The organism is Paraburkholderia bryophila, from assembly GCF_003269035.1.
GTDB classification, from domain to species: domain Bacteria; phylum Pseudomonadota; class Gammaproteobacteria; order Burkholderiales; family Burkholderiaceae; genus Paraburkholderia; species Paraburkholderia bryophila.
Genome location: NZ_QLTK01000002.1, coordinates 39,856 through 59,653, shown reverse-complemented (window position 1 = coordinate 59,653; position 19,798 = coordinate 39,856). Strand labels below are relative to the sequence as shown.

Annotated in this window: 11 protein-coding genes; 2 read left to right on the top strand and 9 right to left on the bottom strand. The window is 62.7% G+C overall.

Features of this window, described 5'->3' with window-relative positions:
- Nucleotides 1–65 precede the first annotated feature (65 nt).
- A complete protein-coding gene (locus BX591_RS03775; protein ID WP_111929416.1) occupies nt 66–1,022 on the bottom strand; it encodes a LysR family transcriptional regulator in 957 nt (318 codons plus the stop codon).
- 165 nt (nt 1,023–1,187) lie between these two features.
- Here BX591_RS03775 and purB point away from each other — a divergent pair, with 165 nt between their 5' ends.
- Complete coding sequence (purB, locus tag BX591_RS03770) at nt 1,188–2,576, top strand: adenylosuccinate lyase (protein WP_111929415.1); 1,389 nt, start codon at nt 1,188–1,190, stop codon at nt 2,574–2,576.
- A 158-nt stretch (nt 2,577–2,734) separates the two neighbouring features.
- Here the strand turns inward: purB and BX591_RS03765 are convergent, their stop codons facing one another.
- The 6 genes from BX591_RS03765 to edd form a co-directional block, all read right to left on the bottom strand.
- The gene (locus tag BX591_RS03765; RefSeq protein WP_111929414.1) at nt 2,735–4,252 is read right to left on the bottom strand and encodes a filamentous hemagglutinin N-terminal domain-containing protein; all 1,518 of its coding nucleotides are present in this window, start codon (nt 4,250–4,252) and stop codon (nt 2,735–2,737) included.
- A gap of 16 nt (nt 4,253–4,268) precedes the next feature.
- Nucleotides 4,269–5,954 carry a ShlB/FhaC/HecB family hemolysin secretion/activation protein gene (locus tag BX591_RS03760; protein ID WP_111929413.1) on the bottom strand — a complete coding sequence of 562 codons (1,686 nt, stop codon included), beginning with the start codon at nt 5,952–5,954 and terminating at the stop codon, nt 4,269–4,271.
- Between the two features lie 362 nt (nt 5,955–6,316).
- Nucleotides 6,317–6,811: a gluconokinase gene (locus BX591_RS03755; protein ID WP_111929412.1), complete on the bottom strand. Its 495-nt coding sequence runs from the start codon at nt 6,809–6,811 to the stop codon at nt 6,317–6,319.
- A gap of 10 nt (nt 6,812–6,821) precedes the next feature.
- Complete coding sequence (locus BX591_RS03750) at nt 6,822–8,231, bottom strand: GntT/GntP/DsdX family permease (RefSeq protein ID WP_111929411.1); 1,410 nt, start codon at nt 8,229–8,231, stop codon at nt 6,822–6,824.
- Nucleotides 8,232–8,488: 257 nt separating this feature from the next.
- Nucleotides 8,489–9,130: a bifunctional 4-hydroxy-2-oxoglutarate aldolase/2-dehydro-3-deoxy-phosphogluconate aldolase gene (eda, locus tag BX591_RS03745; protein WP_111929410.1), complete on the bottom strand. Its 642-nt coding sequence runs from the start codon at nt 9,128–9,130 to the stop codon at nt 8,489–8,491.
- A 26-nt stretch (nt 9,131–9,156) separates the two neighbouring features.
- A complete protein-coding gene (gene edd, locus BX591_RS03740) occupies nt 9,157–11,061 on the bottom strand; it encodes a phosphogluconate dehydratase (RefSeq protein ID WP_111929409.1) in 1,905 nt (634 codons plus the stop codon).
- Nucleotides 11,062–11,357: 296 nt separating this feature from the next.
- Between edd and BX591_RS03735 the strand changes: the two genes are divergently transcribed.
- Nucleotides 11,358–12,203 carry a MurR/RpiR family transcriptional regulator gene (locus BX591_RS03735; RefSeq protein WP_111929408.1) on the top strand — a complete coding sequence of 282 codons (846 nt, stop codon included), beginning with the start codon at nt 11,358–11,360 and terminating at the stop codon, nt 12,201–12,203.
- A 67-nt stretch (nt 12,204–12,270) separates the two neighbouring features.
- Here the strand turns inward: BX591_RS03735 and BX591_RS03730 are convergent, their stop codons facing one another.
- Both BX591_RS03730 and BX591_RS03725 read right to left on the bottom strand, forming a co-directional pair.
- On the bottom strand, nt 12,271–12,996 hold the full coding sequence (locus BX591_RS03730) for an OmpA family protein (RefSeq protein WP_111929407.1): 726 nt from the start codon (nt 12,994–12,996) through the stop codon (nt 12,271–12,273).
- Between the two features lie 120 nt (nt 12,997–13,116).
- On the bottom strand, nt 13,117–18,918 hold the full coding sequence (locus tag BX591_RS03725; protein ID WP_244146851.1) for a YadA-like family protein: 5,802 nt from the start codon (nt 18,916–18,918) through the stop codon (nt 13,117–13,119).
- Between the last annotated feature and the right edge of the window lie 880 nt (nt 18,919–19,798).

Below are 19,798 nucleotides of genomic sequence, written 5' to 3'. Positions count from 1 at the left end.
TGTTTTTTTTGCATAACCCTCGAGAAGCCGCAATTTCGCGTCGCGTGCAGGCAGGACTGCGGGGCTCAGGCGCTGCGTTGCGCCAACTCTTCGGAGACGACGTCCCACAGTTGGCGGACGAGGATCTGCCGCGCATCGTCGCTCTTCGCGGCGAGTTTGTCGCGATACAGGCGAATCTCCATGCTCAGCGTGAGCTGCCCCTCGGGCGTGCCGCGCGTCGCCCGATCGAGGCGGATCAGCTTGCCCTCGGCGACCGCGTCTTCCACCGCGCTGTGCGGCAGGAACGCAATGCCGTGACCGGCCAGCGCCATCGCCTTGAGTCCTTCGGCCATGTCGGTTTCATACAGCCGGTCCAGATGCAGCCGCTCCGGCGCATTGGCGAGAATCACCTCGGTCATGCGGCCCAGGTACGCGTTCGGCGTATAGGAAAGATACGGCGCGGGCGTCTCGGGCGTGCCCGGCAATGTGTAGCGCGGCCGGCCGGCGCGGCCCGGCGCGGAGAACGGGCTGATCGGCTCGGTGCCGAGCGTCAGCATGTCGTAGCGGCCCGGATCGAGCGCGACCGGATGGCTGGGATGGTGATAACCCATCATCAGATCGCAGCCGCCTTCGACCAGCGCCAACGCCGCGTCGTGAACGTTCAGCGCCCGCAGCCGCGTGTGGATCGGGCCCATCTGCGCTTCGATGCGCTGCAGCCAGCGCGGAAAGTACGTCAGCGATAGCGTGTGCGGCACCGCGAATTCGATGGTCGCCTGCGGCGTCGCCGTGTGGCCGCGCAGCAGCGCGCGGGCTTCGTGGAACTGCGAGAGCATCGCCAGCGCCTGCTCGTTGAAAACCTGACCAGCCGCCGTCAGCCGCGTCGGATAAACCGAACGGTCGATCAATTCGGTGCCGAGCCACGCTTCGAGCGCCTGAATCCGTCGCGAGAACGCCGGCTGCGTAACGTGGCGCAATTCGGCCGAGCGGCTGAAACTACGCGTTTCCGCGAGCGAAACAAAGTCTTCGAGCCATTTCAGTTCCATGCGGGGCCTGCTGCCGGCAAGTGAGAATAAGGCAGCATTCTAGTGGGTGCGACGCGTCGGGCGGCGCCACAACCCCGGGCAACCCGGGCCTGGCGGCGTCCGGTGGTAAAATTCGCGGTTCCCGCAGTTTCTTCCGCGTCTTCACCCTTGCGTCACGCCCCCATCATGTCCGACACCCGCCCCGACACCCTCTTCGCGCTGAACGCGCTCTCCCCGCTCGACGGCCGTTACGCGTCGAAAACCGAAGCCCTGCGCGAGTGGCTCTCGGAAGCTGCCTTCATGCGCAATCGCGTCACGGTTGAAATCCACTGGCTGATCGCGTTGTCGCGCGCCGGTTTCGCCGAAGTGCCGCGCTTTTCGGAAGCGTCCGAACAGTTTCTGCTGCAACTGGCCGAGCGCTTTACCGCGCACGACGCCGCGCGCATCAAAGACATCGAGCGCGTGACGAATCACGACGTGAAGGCCGTCGAATACTGGCTGAAGGAGTCGGTCAAGGGCCAGGAAGAACTGGAGCGCGCGAGCGAGTTCATCCACTTCGCCTGTACGTCGGAAGACATCAACAACACGTCGCACGGCCTGATGCTGGCCGGCGCCCGCGAACACGTGATCCTGCCGGCGCTGCGCTCGGTGCATCAGCGCCTCGTCGCGCTGGCGCACGCGCACGCCGCACAGCCCATGCTGTCGCGCACGCATGGCCAGCCGGCCAGCCCGACCACGCTCGGCAAGGAAATGGCGAACGTCGCCGCGCGTCTGGAGCGCGCTATCGACCGGATCGCGAAGGTCGAGCTGCTGGGCAAGATGAACGGCGCGGTCGGCAACTTCAACGCGCATCTGTCCGCCTATCCGGAGTTCGACTGGGAAGGCTTCTCGCGCGAAGTGGTCGAGCAGCGTCTGAAGCTCACGTTCAATCCGTACACGATCCAGATCGAACCGCACGACTACATGGCCGAACTGTTCGACGCGGTGTCGCGCGCGAACACGATCCTGCTGGATCTGGATCGCGACGTGTGGGGCTACATTTCGGTCGGTTACTTCAAGCAACGCACGAAGGCCGGCGAAATCGGTTCGTCGACGATGCCGCATAAGGTCAACCCGATCGATTTCGAAAACTCGGAAGGCAACCTGGGCCTGGCAAACGCCACGCTGCGCCACCTCGCCGACAAGCTGCCGGTGTCGCGCTGGCAGCGCGACCTGACCGACTCGACGGTGCTGCGCAATATCGGCGTCGCGTTCGGTTACTCGCTGCTCGCCTACGACTCGCTGATCCGCGGTCTCGACAAGCTCGAAGTCAATGCGCAACGTCTGAACGAAGACCTCGACAATTGCTGGGAAGTGCTGGCGGAGCCGGTGCAAACGGTGATGCGCCGTTACGGCATCGAAAATCCGTACGAGCAGTTGAAGGAACTGACGCGCGGCAAGGGCATTACGCGCGAGGCGCTGCAAACCTTTGTCAGCGGTCTGGCGATTCCGCAAGACGCGAAAGATCGGTTGCTGGCAATGACGCCGGGTTCGTATATCGGTATGGCGGTGGAACTGGCGAAGCGGATTGCGTAAGGCAATCCAGCGGATCGATGACGCTTGCCGGGCTGACCGGTTAGCGCGCTAGATAGGAAAAGGGCTCGCTTGCGCGAGCCCTTTTCCATTACCGCCGTGGTGTCGCTGTCTGCTTCAGCAACATCGGCTGAAGCTCACGTCACCGTGGCCGATACGGTTCAATACACGTAGCGCACCCGCACCGTCGCCGGTTCCGCTTGAGGCGCGTAGCTCGCCTGTTGAGTCAACACGGTCGCGTCATAGGCGGCCTTTGCAGCCGCCTGACGCTGGGCATCCGCCTCGGCCTGTGCCTGACGAGCAGCCTGTGCCTCGTCTGCGGCCTTGCGTTCACGGGCGATCTGCGCGTCGAGTGCCGCACGCTCGGCCGCGCGACGCTGTGCATCCGCCTGCTGCTGCGCCAGTTGTTGCGCTTCCCATGCCTGGCGAGCGATTTCCATCTGCGCCTCACGCGCGGCCAAGCCGTCGGCCTGCGCTCGTTGTTCGGCCTCGCGAGCGGCCGTTTCCGCAGCCCTTTCCGGGACGAAGACCGGCATCTCGCTGCGCATCTTGTCCGCACGTGAAGCAACGTCGTTCACCAGTGCGATCTTGCGACTGTCATCCCAGCGCTCCGCGTCGGCGGGCGAGTAATGGCTGTAAGCGTTCGCTTTCTCCGCGGCGGCAAGCGCCTCCTGCTTTTTCAGCGCGAAGATCCGCGCTTCGTCGAGACCGCGGTATTGCACCGGCCGCAACTCGTCCGGTGTCGCAAACATTTCGGCACTGCGCACGACCGTTGAGACGCCGTCGGATCCGAACATGCCAGCGCCAGTCATCGCGAGGTCGGCGCCATACATCTGCACGGCGAGCCCGCCTCTACCCGACGCGATCACCCCCGCATTGTTCACGCCGAGACCATGCTCCGAACCCTCGAGCACGATCTTGTTCGCATACATGCCGCCCAGCTCCGATACGTCGAGCGCTACCGCCGGTTTCGCGCCCGCCGCGTTCGAGGTCAGCTTGCCCGTGAAGTTGCCGTCCGCGTCGCCGTCGAACTGCGTGCCGTTCTGCGAGTTGATGCTCCAGCCCTTGACCCCGGCGTTCACGATCGTCGCGCGCGACAGCAGGTTCAGCTGACCCGCGCCGACGTCGAGGCCCGCCCCGTTGATCTCGATCGTGGCCGGGGTCGCGCGGTTGGTATCGACCATCACGCCGAGCGGGCTCGCGGCCGTCGGGTTGAAGTTCGCGGCCGCCAGCGTCAGGACCGGCGCATTGATCGTCGTGGCGCCGTTTACCGAGATGCCGGCCGCGTTCGCGATCATCAGATGCGCGGGCGCACCGGCCACTTCCAATGCGCCGTTCAGCTGCGAAGCCTGCGCCGAGTTGACGTCGGCGACGATTACTTTCGCAGCGGTGCCGTTCAGGTTCGCGTTGGCGGCGAGTTGGCCGGCCAGTTGGCTCACGCCTGCCGCGGTCAGGTTGTTGAAGACGACGCCATTCCTGTCCACGTCGAAGTTGCTGAACGTGTTGCGCGAAATGCCCGCCGCGTTCGCGCCGGCGATATTGACGATCGGCGTGTTGCCCGGCGTGCTGACCTGAGTCGTTCCGCCTGTGGTGACGATGCCGCCGGCCAACGCGCTGCCGGCCGTACCAAGTGCTGCGAGCGCGGCGACGCTCATCATGTGGAGACGATGTTGCTTCATGGAAAATAACCTATGGTCAGAAAGAAGAACTCAACCGAAGGTTGAGGACAATCGGATCGGCATTCAGTCGTTTAGGAGCAGACAACGGACTGCCGACCGAAATTGAGGCGGCAACGCTTTTCCACGACGTCGACGCGCCGATCGCCGCGCCCACCACGTTGCCCCCAGAATTGGGTTCGCCCGCGACGGGCACGACCCGCCCCGCGTCGAGGCCGGCCATCATCGTCACGCGCGTGCCGAGTGCCGGCAGCGGCACGGTCCAGTTCACTTCATTGCGCAGATAAGCGCCGGTGTTGCCGTACAGGTATTGATCGCGAAACCCGCGCACCGACGTATCGCCGCCGACCAGCACGCGTTCGCTGCTATAGAGCGCTTTGGGCGCCAGCTGCGCGTAGGCCGACGACAACAGCGCCACGTTCTGCGAGGCTTGCAGATAGAAACTCGCGCTGGCCGACAGCTTCGTGAAACCGGACGACGGTCCACCGCCCTGGCTCATATCGCGAGTCGCGAACGGCAGCCCCTGGCTGATCGCCGGGCCTAACGTGAAGTAGCCCGAGCGTCCGACACGCGTCGCGAAGTTCAGGCCGGCCTGCGCGGTGCTAGTGCGCTCAGAACTGTTTTGAAGCTGGAATTCTTCGAGGTAGGTGTTGCCGGTGTAATTCGACAGCGACACGAACGCGTCCACTTTGCGCGACGCATTGCGCGCGAGCGTGCGAGTGATGGTGAAGCGGTTTTGCAGACTGCTGCCGTGGTAGCGCAGGGTCGCGCCGTACGCGTTCAACGGCACCGCATAACTGCCTGCCGCGGCCGCATAGCTGAAGGTCCAGGCGTTGAGCGGCAACGTCGCAAAGGCGTTGTACGTGCGGCGAAAGCGATTGCCGTGCAATGCCGGCGTGCTGGATAGCGACGCGCCGACCTGCTCCGCGAGGCCCAGCGCATTGTCGATCGTGACGCCGGCGCCGAGCATGTCACGGCCGGTGGACTTCTGGCCGCTGTTGTCCGCGCTCACGGCAAAATTCAGCAGACGCACCGGCCGGCCCGAGAGCACCACGTCCGAGTACCCAGGTTGCGGCGCGGCGCGTACCGCCGCCTTAACGCCGCCGGGCACCAGCCGGTCGATCTGATCGACGCCCTGCTCGATGTCGCGCAAATTCAGCGGCTCGCCCGGCATGCCGGCGAACGCCATCCGCGCTGCGCTGTCGGCGCGAGTCGTGCCATTGCCGTCGGCGAAATAGACGCGCGACAAGCGGCCTTCTACCGCTTCGATCAGCAGCACCCGGCTGTCGGTTTCACGCTTCGGCAACCACGCATGGCTCGTCACGTAACCCTGCTCGACGTACCAATCGTTGGCTTTGTCGAGGATGCGGGCGAGCGCGGCCTTGTCGAGGCAATGACCGGTCGCACCGGATGCAATCACCTGCTTCAGCGCCTCCGGTAGCAGCGCGGCGCCCGCGAACCCAACGCTGTCGACCTGCACGCACGTCTGCCCGGCGAGGGCGTCCTGAGTTTGTGCGGTGGAGGCGCGCGGCGCCACGGTGAATGCGTCCGGCTCGCGCGTGCTAAGACCATCGCGCTGTTCACGCGCCTGATCGAGCAGACGTTGCTGCTGCTGATCCAGGATCGCGTGGTTGGCGGGGTCGACCGGATCGAATGCCCACGCGGAGCTCGTTGCGCCGGCGAGCAACGCGCCGGCGCACGTCATCGACGCCAGCGTCGCACTACCACGCGTCGGGGCGCATGCCGGGACGCGCACGCGAAATTCTCTGCCGGAAAAGGCGAATGGTTCGGGGGAATTCTCTGCAGCCTGCACTTTTCATCCACAGATCAATACACCGCGCCGGAGGGCGCAAAATCAGCGGTGAAATGTAAGACTATTGAAGGCCAGCAGGATTGGGAAAAATCAGAAGCGCGCGCGCGTTTGTGGCCTGCGCGCTGTATCGGTCTGGACTGATACGAAGGGATGGCGGCACGCCTGGGGCGATCCGCCTCGCCTGTCGAGGCGAGGCGGTTGAACTACGAAACATCTAATCACGACACTACACGACACGACACGCTAGGCTCGTGTTAGCGCGTCTCCACCTGCTTCAACACTTCGTCGACGATCGCCTCCGGCGTCAACTCGATGCTCACCGTGATCGCCTCGTCCGCACCCGGCTCTTCGAGCGTGTCGAGTTGGCTTTGCAGCAGCGACGGATCGAAGAAGTGACCGGTGCGCGTGGTGAGCCGCTCTTCCAGCACTTCGCGCGACCCCTTCAGATACACGAAACACACGTCTTTATCGCCGTTGCGCAGCACGTCCCGATACGAACGCTTCAGCGACGAGCATGTGAACACCGCCGTCTCGCCCGCCGTCTGCTTTGCCACGATCGCAGCGCGAATCGTGTCCAGCCACGGCCAGCGATCTTCGTCGGTGAGCGGAATACCGTGGTGCATTTTTTCCTTGTTAGCGGCGCTGTGAAACGCGTCACCGTCGGTGAACGTGCACTGCAGGCGTTCCGCCAGCATTTCGCCAATTCTCGTCTTGCCGGCGCCCGACACGCCCATTGCGATCAGAATCATCAACAACTCCTTACACGACCGCCGCGAGTGCGAAGGTCAAACCCAACCCCATCAGCGAGATGATGGTCTCAAGGAGCGACCATGTCTTGAAGGTCTGCCCCACCGTCATACCGAAGTATTCCTTGATCAGCCAGAAGCCGCCGTCGTTCACGTGCGAGAAGATCAGCGAACCCGAACCGGTGGCCAGCACCAGCAATTCCGGCTGAACCTGCACGCCGCCCGCCGCCGCGATCGGCGCGACGATGCCGCACGCGGTGGTCATGGCGACCGTGGCCGAACCCGTTGCGAGACGGATCAGCGCGGCGACCAGCCAGCCGAACAGCAGCGGCGACATATGCACCGAGGTGGCCACGTTGACGATCTCTTTGGAAATGCCGCTGTCCATCAGCACGCGGCCGAAACCACCACCCGCGCCGACGATCAGCGTAATGCCCGCGATCGGCGCAAGACAGTCGCCGCAAAACTTCTGGATCTGCTCGCGCGTGAAGCCGCGGCTCGCACCGAAAGTCCAGAAGCTGACCAGCACGGCGATCAACAGCGCGACATCCGAATTGCCGACGAATCGCAGCAGATCGTTCGGCAGCGTTTTCGGCTCGCTGATCAGGTCGGCCCAACTGCCGATCAGCATCAGGATCACCGGCAACAGGACCGTGAACAGCGTGATGCCGAAGCTCGGCAGTTCGCGTTTCGGCGCCGCCGACTGCGCGCCCGCTTTCGCTTTGTCGCCCGAGCCGGCATCCGCCCCCGCCGCGCCGCCGAGGAACTGCGCGGCAAGCGCGTTATCTTTCGGCAGCTTGATATAGCGGCTGATCAGCAACGCGAACAGCGGACCTGCGACGATCGCCGTCGGAATGCCGACGATCAGCCCATAAGCGATCGTCTTGCCGATATCCGCGTGATACGCCTGCACCGCGAGCATGGCGGCCGGATGCGGCGGAATCAGACCGTGCACGACCGAAAGACCCGCGACCATCGGCAGGCCAACCAGCAGCAGCGATTTATTGGTGCGCCTCGCGACGTTGAACGCAATCGGAATCAGCAGCACGAAACCGACTTCGAAGAACACCGGCAAGCCGACGATGATCGCCACGACCATCATCGCCCAGTGAATATGCTTCTCGCCGAACCAGTCGATCAGCGTGGTGGCAATGCGCTCCGCGCCGCCGGATTCGGCCATCATCTTGCCGAGCATGGTGCCGAGCCCCACCACGATCGCGATGTGCCCGAGCGTGTTGCCGTTACCGGTTTCGAACGATTTGACGATGGTCGCCATCGGCATGCCGGAGGCGAGCCCCAGCAGCAGCGACACGATAATGAGGACGAGGAACGGATAAACCTTGTAGCGCGTGATCAGCAGGATCAGCAAGGCGATGGCGATCACGCCGAAGACCAGCAGCAGGCTGCCGTGGGTAGCTCCCATGAAGCTCCTCCTTTACGTTATTGATTCTGAGTGCAGGACAAGCGGCCGGCACCTCGTCTCACGGCGACCTGCGCGACGCCTGAAAACCGGGCTGACCGCGCGGACGCTGAATTTTACTGTCTGTTGCGGCAAAACGCCCGCCAATCGGGCGCGCATATCGAAAAGGAGCCTCGCCGCGACAGCCTGAGTGGCTGCATCGACGAGGCTCCTTTATATCGGCCTGAAGAGCGGATTAAAGCGCGAGCGCTCCGCTGCGCTTAATGCGCCGGCGCGGCCAACTGGCTGGCCGCGCGCGCGAGACGCGTGACTTCATCCCAGTTCTGCGCGGCCAGCGCGGCTTTCGGCGTGAGCCACGAACCGCCCACGCAGACCACGTTCGGCAGCGACAGGAAATGCGTCGCGGTTTCAGCCGTGATGCCGCCAGTCGGGCAGAACTTCAGCGTCGGGAACGGACCGTGAAAAGCCTGCAGCATCGGCACGCCGCCGGCTTGCTGCGCCGGGAAGAACTTGACGATCTCGTAACCCAATTCCAACGCCTGGATGATGTCGCTCGGCGTCATCACACCCGGCAGCAGCGGCAGACCGGCGTCCTGCGCGGCCTTGTGCATGTCTTTCGTCAGGCCCGGCGAGACACCGAACTGCGCGCCCGCTTTCTTCGCCTGCGCGCAATGCTCGGGCTTCGTGATCGTACCGACACCGACCACGATGTCGTCCGCGAGCTGGCTCGCGCGTTCGATCGCTTCGAGGCCAGCTGCGGTGCGCAGCGTGATCTCCAGCACTTTCACGCCGCCCGCATGCAGCGCGCGCGATACGTGTTCGCCCTGCTCGGCCGAGTCGAATGCGAGCACCGGAATCACCGGGCCGAGGCGCACGATATCGCTTACTGTTTTCGACGTCATAGTCAGACTCCTTGTTTCTGCAGCGGTTAGCTGGCTTGCGTGGTGCTTGTGTGGGTTTCGGCGTGCGCTTTCGCGTGGGCGGCTTGATGGGCCGGACGTTCGCCCACCATCGCGCCGAACACCGACGCGCCCTGCTCCGCCGGCGCGGCCGCCGCACGGAACACGCCGAACAGTTCACGGCCGAAGCCGACTTCGTTTTCCGCCTGATGCTGCGGCACGGCATTCGGACGCGCGGCCCATTCGGCTGCGTCGATCTCGATGTCGAGCACGCCGGCATCGGCGTCGATCACCAGCATATCGCCCGTGCGCACCTTGCCGATCGGCCCTTGCAGCAGCGCTTCCGGCGACAGATGAATCACCGCCGGCACCTTGCCCGACGCGCCCGACATGCGGCCGTCGGTGACCAGCGCGACATGGAAACCTTGATCCTGCAACACACCCAGCAGCGGCGTCAAACGATGCAGCTCGGGCATGCCGTTTGCGCGCGCGCCCTGGAAGCGCACCACGGCCACGAAGTCGCGCTTCAGTTCGCCCTTATCGAAGGCCTCCTGCACCGCTTCCTGCGAATCGAACACGATCGCCGGCGCCTTCACCTTGCGATGCTGCGCCGCCACCGCCGAAATCTTGATCACGCCGCGGCCGAGCTTGCCTTGCATCAGACGCAAGCCGCCGTCCGGCTGGAACGGCTCCTTGATGCCGCGCAGCACGGCCGTGTCTTCGCTCACCTGCGCGCCCGGCACCCATTCGAGCTTGCCGTCGAGCAGTTTCGGCTCTTCGGTGTAGTGCTTCAGGCCCTTGCCTGCGACGGTATTCACGTCTTCGTGCAGCAAGCCGCCTTCCAGCAGATTGCGCACGAGGAACGCCACGCCGCCTGCGGCGTGGAAGTGATTCACGTCCGCCTTGCCGTTCGGATAGATCTTGGCGAGCAACGGCACCGCTTGCGACAGCGTGTCGAAGTCGTCCCAGTCGATCACGATGCCCGCCGCGCGAGCAATCGCGACGAGGTGCAGCGTGTGATTGGTCGAACCGCCCGTGGCCAGCAACGCGACGATGCCGTTGACTATCGCCTTCTCGTCGACCACATGACCGATCGGCGTGTAATTGCCGCGCTCAACCGTCAGATCGAGCACGCGGCGCGCGGCTTGCGCGGTCAGCGCGTCGCGCAGTGGCGTATGCGGATGCACGAAGGCGGAACTCGGCAGATGCAGGCCCATCACTTCCATCAGCATCTGATTGCTGTTCGCGGTGCCGTAGAACGTGCAGGTGCCGTGGCTGTGATACGCGGCGGCCTCCGCTTCGAGCAGCGCGTCGCGGCCGCACTGGCCGGTGGCGAAGAGCTGGCGCGTCTTGGCTTTGTCGTCGTTCGAGAGGCCGCTGCCCATTGGGCCGGCCGGCACGAAAATGGTCGGCAGATGGCCGAATTGCAGTGCGCCGATCAGCAGACCCGGCACGATCTTGTCGCAGATGCCGAGGCACAACGCCGCGTCGAACATGTTGTGGGTGAGCGCGACCGCCGTGCTCATGGCGATCACTTCGCGCGAGAACAAGGACAGTTCCATACCCGCATTGCCTTGCGTGACGCCGTCGCACATCGCCGGCACGCCGCCCGCGAATTGCGCGACGCCGCCGTTTTCACGCGCGGCCTGCTTGATGATGTCCGGGTAGTTTTTGTACGGCGCGTGGGCCGACAGCATCTCGTTGTACGAGGACACGATGCCGATGTTCGGCTCGCGAATCTGCTTGATGACGAGCTTGTCGTTGCCTTCCAGACCCGCGAAGCCGTGAGCCAGATTGGCGCATGAGAGCGCGCCGCGCGCCGGGAACTTGCCCTGCGCCTGATGGATACGAGCCAGGTAGGCCTCGCGCGTGGGCTTGCTGCGCTCGATCACGCGTTGCGTGACCTTCAACAATTGTGAATGCGGGGAAACCATCGGAGCTCCTTCGTCGCTGGCTTTGAAGGGCGCGTACGCACCGTGCCAGGTAGGTATCGCAGGGGAAGTCGGATCAGTCGACCCACGTCATCTTAGTAGAAAAACTACACGATCGCAATGCGGCGTCGTGCTGCGTTGTCGCATCTTGCCGATATGCGGTGACCCATACTGGTGGCCGATATGCAGAGAATTGACCAAACATAGGGATTACACCTACGAGCCATTTTGTAGTTTTTGTACCTTTCCGGGCGATCAGCTATAGTCCACGCATTCTTCAGCATAGTGCGAGTTTCCCGATGATGCTGTCCCAGGTGGAAGAGATGCGCGACCAGTTGCGGCCGTCCGAGCGCAAGCTGGCCGATTACATCATCGAGGCGCCGCGCGAGGTACTCGATCTGTCGATGACCGAGGTGGCCGCGCGCGCGGGCGTGAGTCAGCCGACTATCGCGCGGTTTTGTCACGCGCTCGGTTTTTCGGGGTTTCGCGAGTTCAAGATCCGCCTGGCGCAGGGGATCGCCGCGGGTGTCCCCACGGTCTATCGCGATGTGCGGCCGGATGAAGGCGCACCCGGGCTGATTGCGAAAGTGTTCGACCGGACCATCGGGACACTGATCGAAGTGCGCAACAACCTGTCGCCGGATAGCGTTCACGCGGCGGTTGAACTGCTGGCCAACGCGGCGCGCATCGAGTTCTATGGTGCGGGCGGTTCAGGGATAGCGGCGCAGGATATTCAGCACAAGTTCTTCCGGCTCGGCATGCCGAGTGTCGCGTACTCCGATCCGCATACCTATTCGATGTCGGCGGCGCTGCTCGAACCCGGCGATGTCGTGGTGGCGGTGTCCAATACCGGCCGCACACGCGACATCATCGAGGCCGCGCGCTCGGCGCTGGCTCGTGGCGCGAAGGTGATCGCGATTACGCACGGGAATTCGCCGCTCGCGCGTGTGGCGACGATTTCGTTGTTCTCGAACGTGGTGGAAGAAACCGATGTGTTTTCGCCGATGACGTCACGCATGTCGCATCTGGCGATCGGCGACATTCTGGCGGTGGGCGTGGCGCTGAGTCGCGGTCCCGAGCTCGTGGAGCGACTGGGACAGGCGAAGGGCGTAATCGGGCGGCTGAGGATCGACGGCGAGGCTTAACGAACTTGACATGAAAAAGGCCTGCTCGATGACAGGCCTTTGAGGTCAAAACGATGTGTGCTGCGGTTTATTCGACGCGTACGCTGGCTTCGACACGGCGGTTCTGTGCGCGGCCTTCAGCCGTGGCATTCGATGCCACCGGATCAGCGCTACCCTTACCTTGCGTGTAGAACTGCTCGGCTTGCAGGCCGCCATCGCGCAGGTATTGTGCGACGGTGGTCGCGCGCGCTCGGGACAGCTCCAGGTTATGCGCTTCCGACGCAGTGCTGTCCGTATAACCCGTCACGATCACACGACGAAGTTGGATGCCCTGGTTCGCGCTAAGAAACCGGTCGAGGCTCGCCTTCGCGGTCGGGCTGAGCGTCGAGCTGTCGGTTGCGAAGTTGGCGTCGCCTTGCAGAACCATCTGGCGCTGCGGCGCGACCGGCTGGACGTCCTGTTTTACGACCGGCTGCGCGGCCGGCTGCGGGGCTGGCTGTTGCACGGCCGGCTTGCCGCACAGGAACGTCAATTCGCGCGGATCCGCCTTCGGCACGGTAGCGTCGACGCGGTCGATCGATTCAAGCAGCGTCACGCCATTTTCTTTACAGGTTTCTTCAGCAACACGGACACAGCTATTCGAGCTTTCCAGAAGTCCGTCGCAGCTAACACGATAAACGGGTACTTTCTGGTTCGGAACCGTAACCGCATGAAGCGTGTAGGTCGGGCCGGACTGCGTGGTACACGCAGCAAGAAGGGCCACAAATGCGCCCAACAACGGTGCGCGGAGATATTTAACAAGAGTCGTATTCATTTTCAGATATTCAGTTGAGGGAAGCCTCGCCCTGCGGCATGAATCGCCGGCAAAAAGCGCGCTCCCCGTTGAGTCAGATGAGGTTGGCAGGCGGACGGAACCGAAGTCCCGTCCCAGCCATTACCACTGGTACGATGCGCCCACGCCGACGGTGGTGCCCGCGGCGCTGATACCCGCGCCGAGCTTGGCCTTCAGGTTCTGCGTGATACGAACCGACGCACCGATTGCCGTAGCCTGGTAGCCCTTGTAGTTCGCGGTGCCGACACCGACTGCAATGGTCTTGCCCAGGTCGACATCCGGAATCATCGACAATGCGGTCGCTGCTGCCACACCGCTGTACGCACCTCGCGCCACCTGATTCACACTTGACTGCACGCCTTTGACCTGCTGGTCCGCGTAGTCTTTCGCCGTCATGCCGGCCGGCAGGTTGCCGATAGCCGCACCAATCGACTCGTTCATCTGGCCGACGTTGACCGCATCGGTCGTCGCCGTACCGGCTGCGACGTTGGTGATCTGGCGTTCGTTACCGGCAGAACCCACCGACACGGTGCTCGCACGATCCGCCACCGAGTTCGCACCCAAGGCCACCGAGTTAGCCGCGCTGGCGTTGGCGTTTGCACCCATCGCCGTAGCGTGCGTACCCGATGCGATCGCGCCTTCCGTGTCACGGTTGCCGTCGGCGGAGAACATCGGATTGTTCGCCGCTTGAGCAATGTTCGTGACGCTCGAGATCGCCTGGTTCATCTGGTTCACGTTGACCGCGTCGTTGCCGGCCGTGCCTTCCGCCAAGTTGTGGATCGTCGTGCCGCCAGCAACGCCATCACCCATCGTGATGCTGCTGTAGTTGGTCGTGCCGTCCGCATTCTTGTCGTACGTCACTGCGGTGTTCGTCGTACCGTCCGGATTGATGATGCCCGACGCCTTCAACTGCGCAACGTTCACCGCATCCGTGTCAGCCGTACCTGCCGCGACGTTGGTGATCTGGCGTTCGTTACCTGCCGAGCCCACCGACACCGAGTTCGCACGATCAGCCACCGAGTTGGAACCCAATGCAACCGAGTTCACTGCCCGCGACTGTGCGTTACCACCGATCGCCACCGACTCCATACCCAGCGCTTGCGAATCCGCCAGCGTCGAGTTGGCGTGGAAGTACGTGATACCGCCACCGTTGGTGATGTTGTTCAACGTGTTGTTGATCGTGTTGATGTCACCGGCATTCTGCGTGACACGGCCATCAATGTTGGTGATCGCGTCACCGACGTTGTTGACGGTCGTGCCGCCCACCGTGTACGACGGCGCCGAAATCGTGCCGTCCGGGTTGACCGTCGACCCACCACCCATTGCATCCGCTACGCTTTGCGACACACCGAACAGTTGCGCACCGTTGATCGCGTCGACGCTGGTCGCATTGACCGCACCCGCCGCGACGCCCGTCAGTTGACGCTCGCCTGCCGTACCGGTGAAATCGACCACCTTGCCGTCCGTGTCCTTGCCCACCGTCAGCTTTTCGCCGGCGGCGGCCTGCTGCACCATCCCGGACGTGCCGTTCATGATGTTGGTGATATCGCCTTCCACGTTCGTCACGCGACCGTCGATGTTGGTCACCCGGCCGTCGATCGTCGAGATCGCATCGCCTGCGTTGTGCACCTCGGTGGTCGTACCGTCGATGTTGGTGACGTTGTACGTCGGGCCCGTCACCGCACCGGTGGTAGGGTCAACCGATGCACCGCCGCCCAGACCGTCGATCGCGCCCTTGAGTTGAGCGAGATTGACCGCTGCAGTGTCGACCGTACCGGCAGCTACACCCGTCAGCATGCGGTCGCCCGCCGTGCCGGTGAAGTTCACTTCGGTGCCGTCGGTGTCCTTGCCAACCGTCAGCTTTTCGCCAGCGGCGGCTTGCTGCACCATACCGATCGAGCCATTGTTGATCTGGTTGGTGATGTTCGTGACATCGCCTTGAACGTTCGTTACACGATCATCGATGTTGGTGATCGCGTCACCCACGTTGGTGACCGTCGTACCACCGCTGCCGTCGGTGTGCTTGTTGATGATCCAGGTCGGGTTGATAACCTTGCCCGTGGTCGGATCAACGCTCGCACCGCCGCCAATCGTGTCGATCGCGCCCTTGAGTTGCGAGACGTTCACTGCTGCGTTGTCAACCGTGCCAGCCGACAAACCCGTCAGCATGCGGTCGCCCGCCTTGCCGGTGAAGTTCACTTCGGTGCCGTCGGTCTCCTTGCCCACAGTCAGCTTCTCGCCGGCGGCAGCCTGTTGCACCAGACCGATCGTGCCGTTGTTGATGTTGTTGGTGATGTTGGTAATCGCCGAGCTGTTGTCGGTGGTACGGCCGTCGAGGTTGGTGATTGCGTCACCCACGTTGTCCGCCGTCGTGTTGCCGCCATCCAGCTTGTACTCCGGCAGGGTGATCGTGCCGTCGGCGTTGGCCGTCGAGCCGCCGCCCAGTGCTGCAGCTTCGCTCGCCGCCGCAGCCGTCAGTTGGCCGAAGTTCACGGCATCGGTTGCTGCCGTGCCAGCTGCGACGTTCACAATCTTCTTGCCGGCAACGTTGGCTTCGCCGTTCGGACCGTCGAACAGCACAGCCTTCACCGAGTTGCCATTGCCGTCAATGATGCCGGCGTCCTTCAGCTGTTTGACGTTGACGGCGTCCATGTCGGCCTTGCCGGCGGCCACATTGGACAGCGTCGTGCCGCCATCGCCTGCCAGCGTGATTGCCGTCTTGGCTGCTGTGTCGTACTTGACTGCCATTGCATCCGTGCCAGCGGCAGTCGTCTGCACGGCGCTCAGCGCGTCGCCCACGTTGTTGTAGTCCGCGCCGCCGATGTTGTACTTCGGCTTCGTGATCTTGCCATTGGCATCCACGGTCGAACCGCCGCCGAATGCATCGGCCGCGCTCTGTGCCGTGCCAAAAAGCTGCGAGCCGTTGATGGCGTCAACGCTCGTGGCGTTCACTGCGCCCTTCGCGACGTTCGTCAGTTGACGTGCGCCAGCCGTGCCGAGGAAATCCACCACCGAGCCATCGGTGTCCTTGCCGACCGTCAGCTTCGCGCCCTTCGATGCCTGCTGCACCAGACCGACCGTGCCGTTGTTGATGTTGTTGCTGATGTTGGTCACGTCGCCGGCCACGCCGTCGATGCGGCCGTCGAGTGCGGCAACCGCGCCGTCCACACCCACTGCGTCCTTGCCGCCAACCTTATACTTCGGCTTGGTGATCGTGCCGTCGGCGTTCACCGTCGAGCCGCCGCCCAGTGCTGCAGCTTCGCTTGTCGAAGCTGCCGTCAACTGACCGAAGTTCACCGCGTCGGTTGCGGCCGTACCGGCTGCCACGTTGGCGATCTTGTTAGTCGCCGACGTGCCGTGCTTGGCTGTGAACGAGCCTGCCGCCGTATCCCACTGCAGCGAATCCTTCTGCAGGTTGTTGATGTTGTTGTTGATCGTGGTGATGTCACCGGTGTTCTTCGTGGTTGCACCGTCGATCTTCGACAACGCCGTGCCTAAGTCATTCGCCGTCTGGCCCTGCACCGTGTAGGTCGGCGCCTTGATCGTGCCGTCGGTGTTGACTGCCGAGCCGCCGCCCAGTGCGCTCGTCACGCCCTTGAGCTGGGATACGTTCACTGCGTCGGTATCTGCCGTGCCCTTGGCCATGTTCACGACCTGACGCTGGTACGTAGCTGAACCCAACGACACCGTGTTGTCCCGATCGGCCGTCGACGACGAACCCAACGCCACCGAATACTTGCCGCTGACGTTAGCAGCTTTGCCCATCGCCACGCCTTCGGTACCCGCGCTCTGCGCACTCTCACCAACCGCAATCGCATTGACGCCCGTCGCAGACGAATCTACTCCCGTCGAGTTGGCGTGGAAGTACTTTGTGCCCTTGTTCGTGATGTTGGTGATCTGGTCACCCAGGTTCGTCACGTCGCCGGCCACGCCGTCGATACGACCGTCCAGCGCGGTGACTGCGCCGTCGACGCCCACTGCGTCCTTGCCGCCGACCTTGTACTTCGGCTTCGTGATCGTGCCGTCGGCGTTCACCGTCGAGCCGCCGCCCAGTGCTGCCGCTTCGCTTGTCGACACAGACTTCAACTGCCCGAAGTTCACCGCCTGATCGTTGGCCGTCGCGGCCTTGACGTTACCGATCGTCACAGCCGCACCGCCCTTGTTCAGCGTCACTGCACCCTTGCTGCTGTGGTCATATTTCACGGCGAGCGGATCGGCACCGCTGGCCGCAGCCGCGCTCAGCGCGTCGCCGACATTGTTATAGGTGGTGCCGCCGATCGTGTAGGCCGGTGCTTTCACCGTACCATCGGCATTGACCGCGGAACCGCCGCCCAGTGCGCCCGTCACGCCCTTGAGTTGCGACACGTTCACTGCATCAGTGTCTGCCGTTCCCTTGGCCACTTGAATAATCTGGCGCTGCAATGAACTGCTGCCCATCGACACAGCATTGGCACGGTCGGACACGGAATTGGCGCCCAGTGCCACAGACTGGGAACCCGAAGCGACCGCGCCGCCACCCAGCGCCACGCCGTACTGGCCCGTGGACTTGGCATTGGTGCCAATCGCCGTGCTCCACGCCTGGGTGGACGTGTCCGCACCATTACCGATGGTTACCGATTTATCGCTGGACTTGGAGTCGCCACCGATGGCGATAGAGTTGTTGGAAGCCGCCACGTTCTGCGCGTTGTTGCCCAGCGCGATGCTGGCTGCGCCTACAGCCTTGGCTCCGCCGCCCACCGCAATCGATTCTCCGCCAGTGGCCTGCGAATCCGCTCCCGTCGAGTTGGTGTGGAAATACTTGACTCCACCACCGTTGGTGATGTTGTTCACCGTGTTGGTGACGTTGCTGACGTTCTGATTCGTCGCGTAAAGCTGCGACCCGTTCACGGCGTCCGTGCTGGTGGCGTTCAACGTGCCTGCTGCTACGTCGATGATCTTGTTCGTGGCCGACGTACCGTGCTTGGCGTCAAATGCACCTGCCGTGCCGTTCCACTGCAGCGAATCCTTCTGCAGGTTGTTGATGTTGTTGTTGATCGTGGTGATGTCACCGGTGTTCTTCGTGGTTGCACCGTCGATCTTCGACAATGCCGAACCTACGTCAGTCGCAGTCTGACCCTGCACCGTGTAGGTCGGCGCCTTGATCGTACCGTCGGCATTGACTGCCGAGCCGCCGCCCAGTGCGCCCGTCACGCCCTTGAGTTGCGACACGTTCACTGCATCAGTGTCTGCCGTTCCCTTGGCCACTTGAATAATCTGGCGCTGCAATGAACTGCTGCCCATCGACACAGCATTGGCACGGTCGGACACGGAATTGGCGCCCAATGCTACAGACTGGGAACCCGAAGCGACCGCGCCGCCACCCAGCGCCACGCCGTACTGGCCGGTGGACTTGGCATTGGTGCCAATCGCCGTGCTCCACGCCTGTGTGGACGTGTCCGCACCATTACCGATGGTTACCGATTTATCGCTGGACTTGGAGTCGCCACCGATGGCGATGGAGTTGCTGGAAGCCGCCACGTTCTGCGCGTTGTTGCCCAGCGCGATGCTGGCTGCGCCTACGGCCTTGGCTCCGCCGCCCACCGCAATCGATTCTCCGCCAGTGGCCTGCGAATCCGCTGCCGTCGAGTTGGTGTGGAAATACTTGCTGTTGCCGCTGGCTGCGGCCGCACTCAGCGCGTCGCCGACGTTGTTATAGGTGGTGCCGCCAATCGTGTAGGCCGGTGCTTTCACCGTGCCATCGGAATTGACCGTCGTACCACCGCCCAGTGCGCTCGTCACGCCCTTGAGCTGCGATACGTTCACTGCGTCGGTGTCCGCCGTGCCCTTGGCAAGATTAGTGATCTTGTTGCCGTTCATCTGCAATTGGTTGAGCGCGCTGATGCCGTTGGTGCCCTTGAGTTCCAAGGTTCCGTTGTCATAGCCGGTGATACGAGCGGTAGATGTATCGAGACCGTAACCTCCACCTCCATCCCCTTGATTGTGAAGGCTGAAAGCGTAGCCTTGAAAGGCAGTACCATTAACGGCGGGGCAACCGATCGTCGAACCGCCAGCATATCCGTAGCCCGCACCACCAGAAGCGTCGCCCGTTGGGCACAACTGTAGCGAGCCATTCGCGCTTGCATCGATTGCCGTGAGGCTCGCCATTGCCGCCAGACCACCAATCGTCAGCAAACGTTTCGTGGTTGATTTTTTCCCCCGTGCATTCGCCACTTCCGGCGCAGCCACATAAGTCCCGGTAGCTTCATTCCAAACGGTTTTGTACGACTTGTTCACGATTTCATCCTAGAAAGTGTGATAACTGGTTCTGTTTTGCGGGCGGCCACATGGGCGCTTCACGCATATCAGTTGGTCACCGAGGGAATGAAAAAGCGGTCATACAAACTCAAACTTCTGGACCACGTCACTCACCCTTCGGCTGGTGACTCAAATGTAGATTTAAGGGATACACGATTTAATGGGACAATTCTTAAAAACCAAAAAAATCCAAGAAGATTCTTCAAAAACAAAATAATCACCCTAATTAAATTAAGAAATTTCCCAAAAAACTTGCCGACAAACTTCGAAACACGGAAGAATCGATCGACCTTTGGGTTCGGAAAATCAAGAATTAAGAAAATGCTGATTGCTCGACACAAAACGGTACGGGGCAATCACTTTTGCTGGGCCGGGCGTGCTCAACGGCTTCATCCAGCAGGAACCGGCCAGACCTCAGCCTCGACTTAAAGTCCAATGCGCACCCTGAATTGGTAAATACCAATATCAAAAATAGGACTAGTCCCATTAA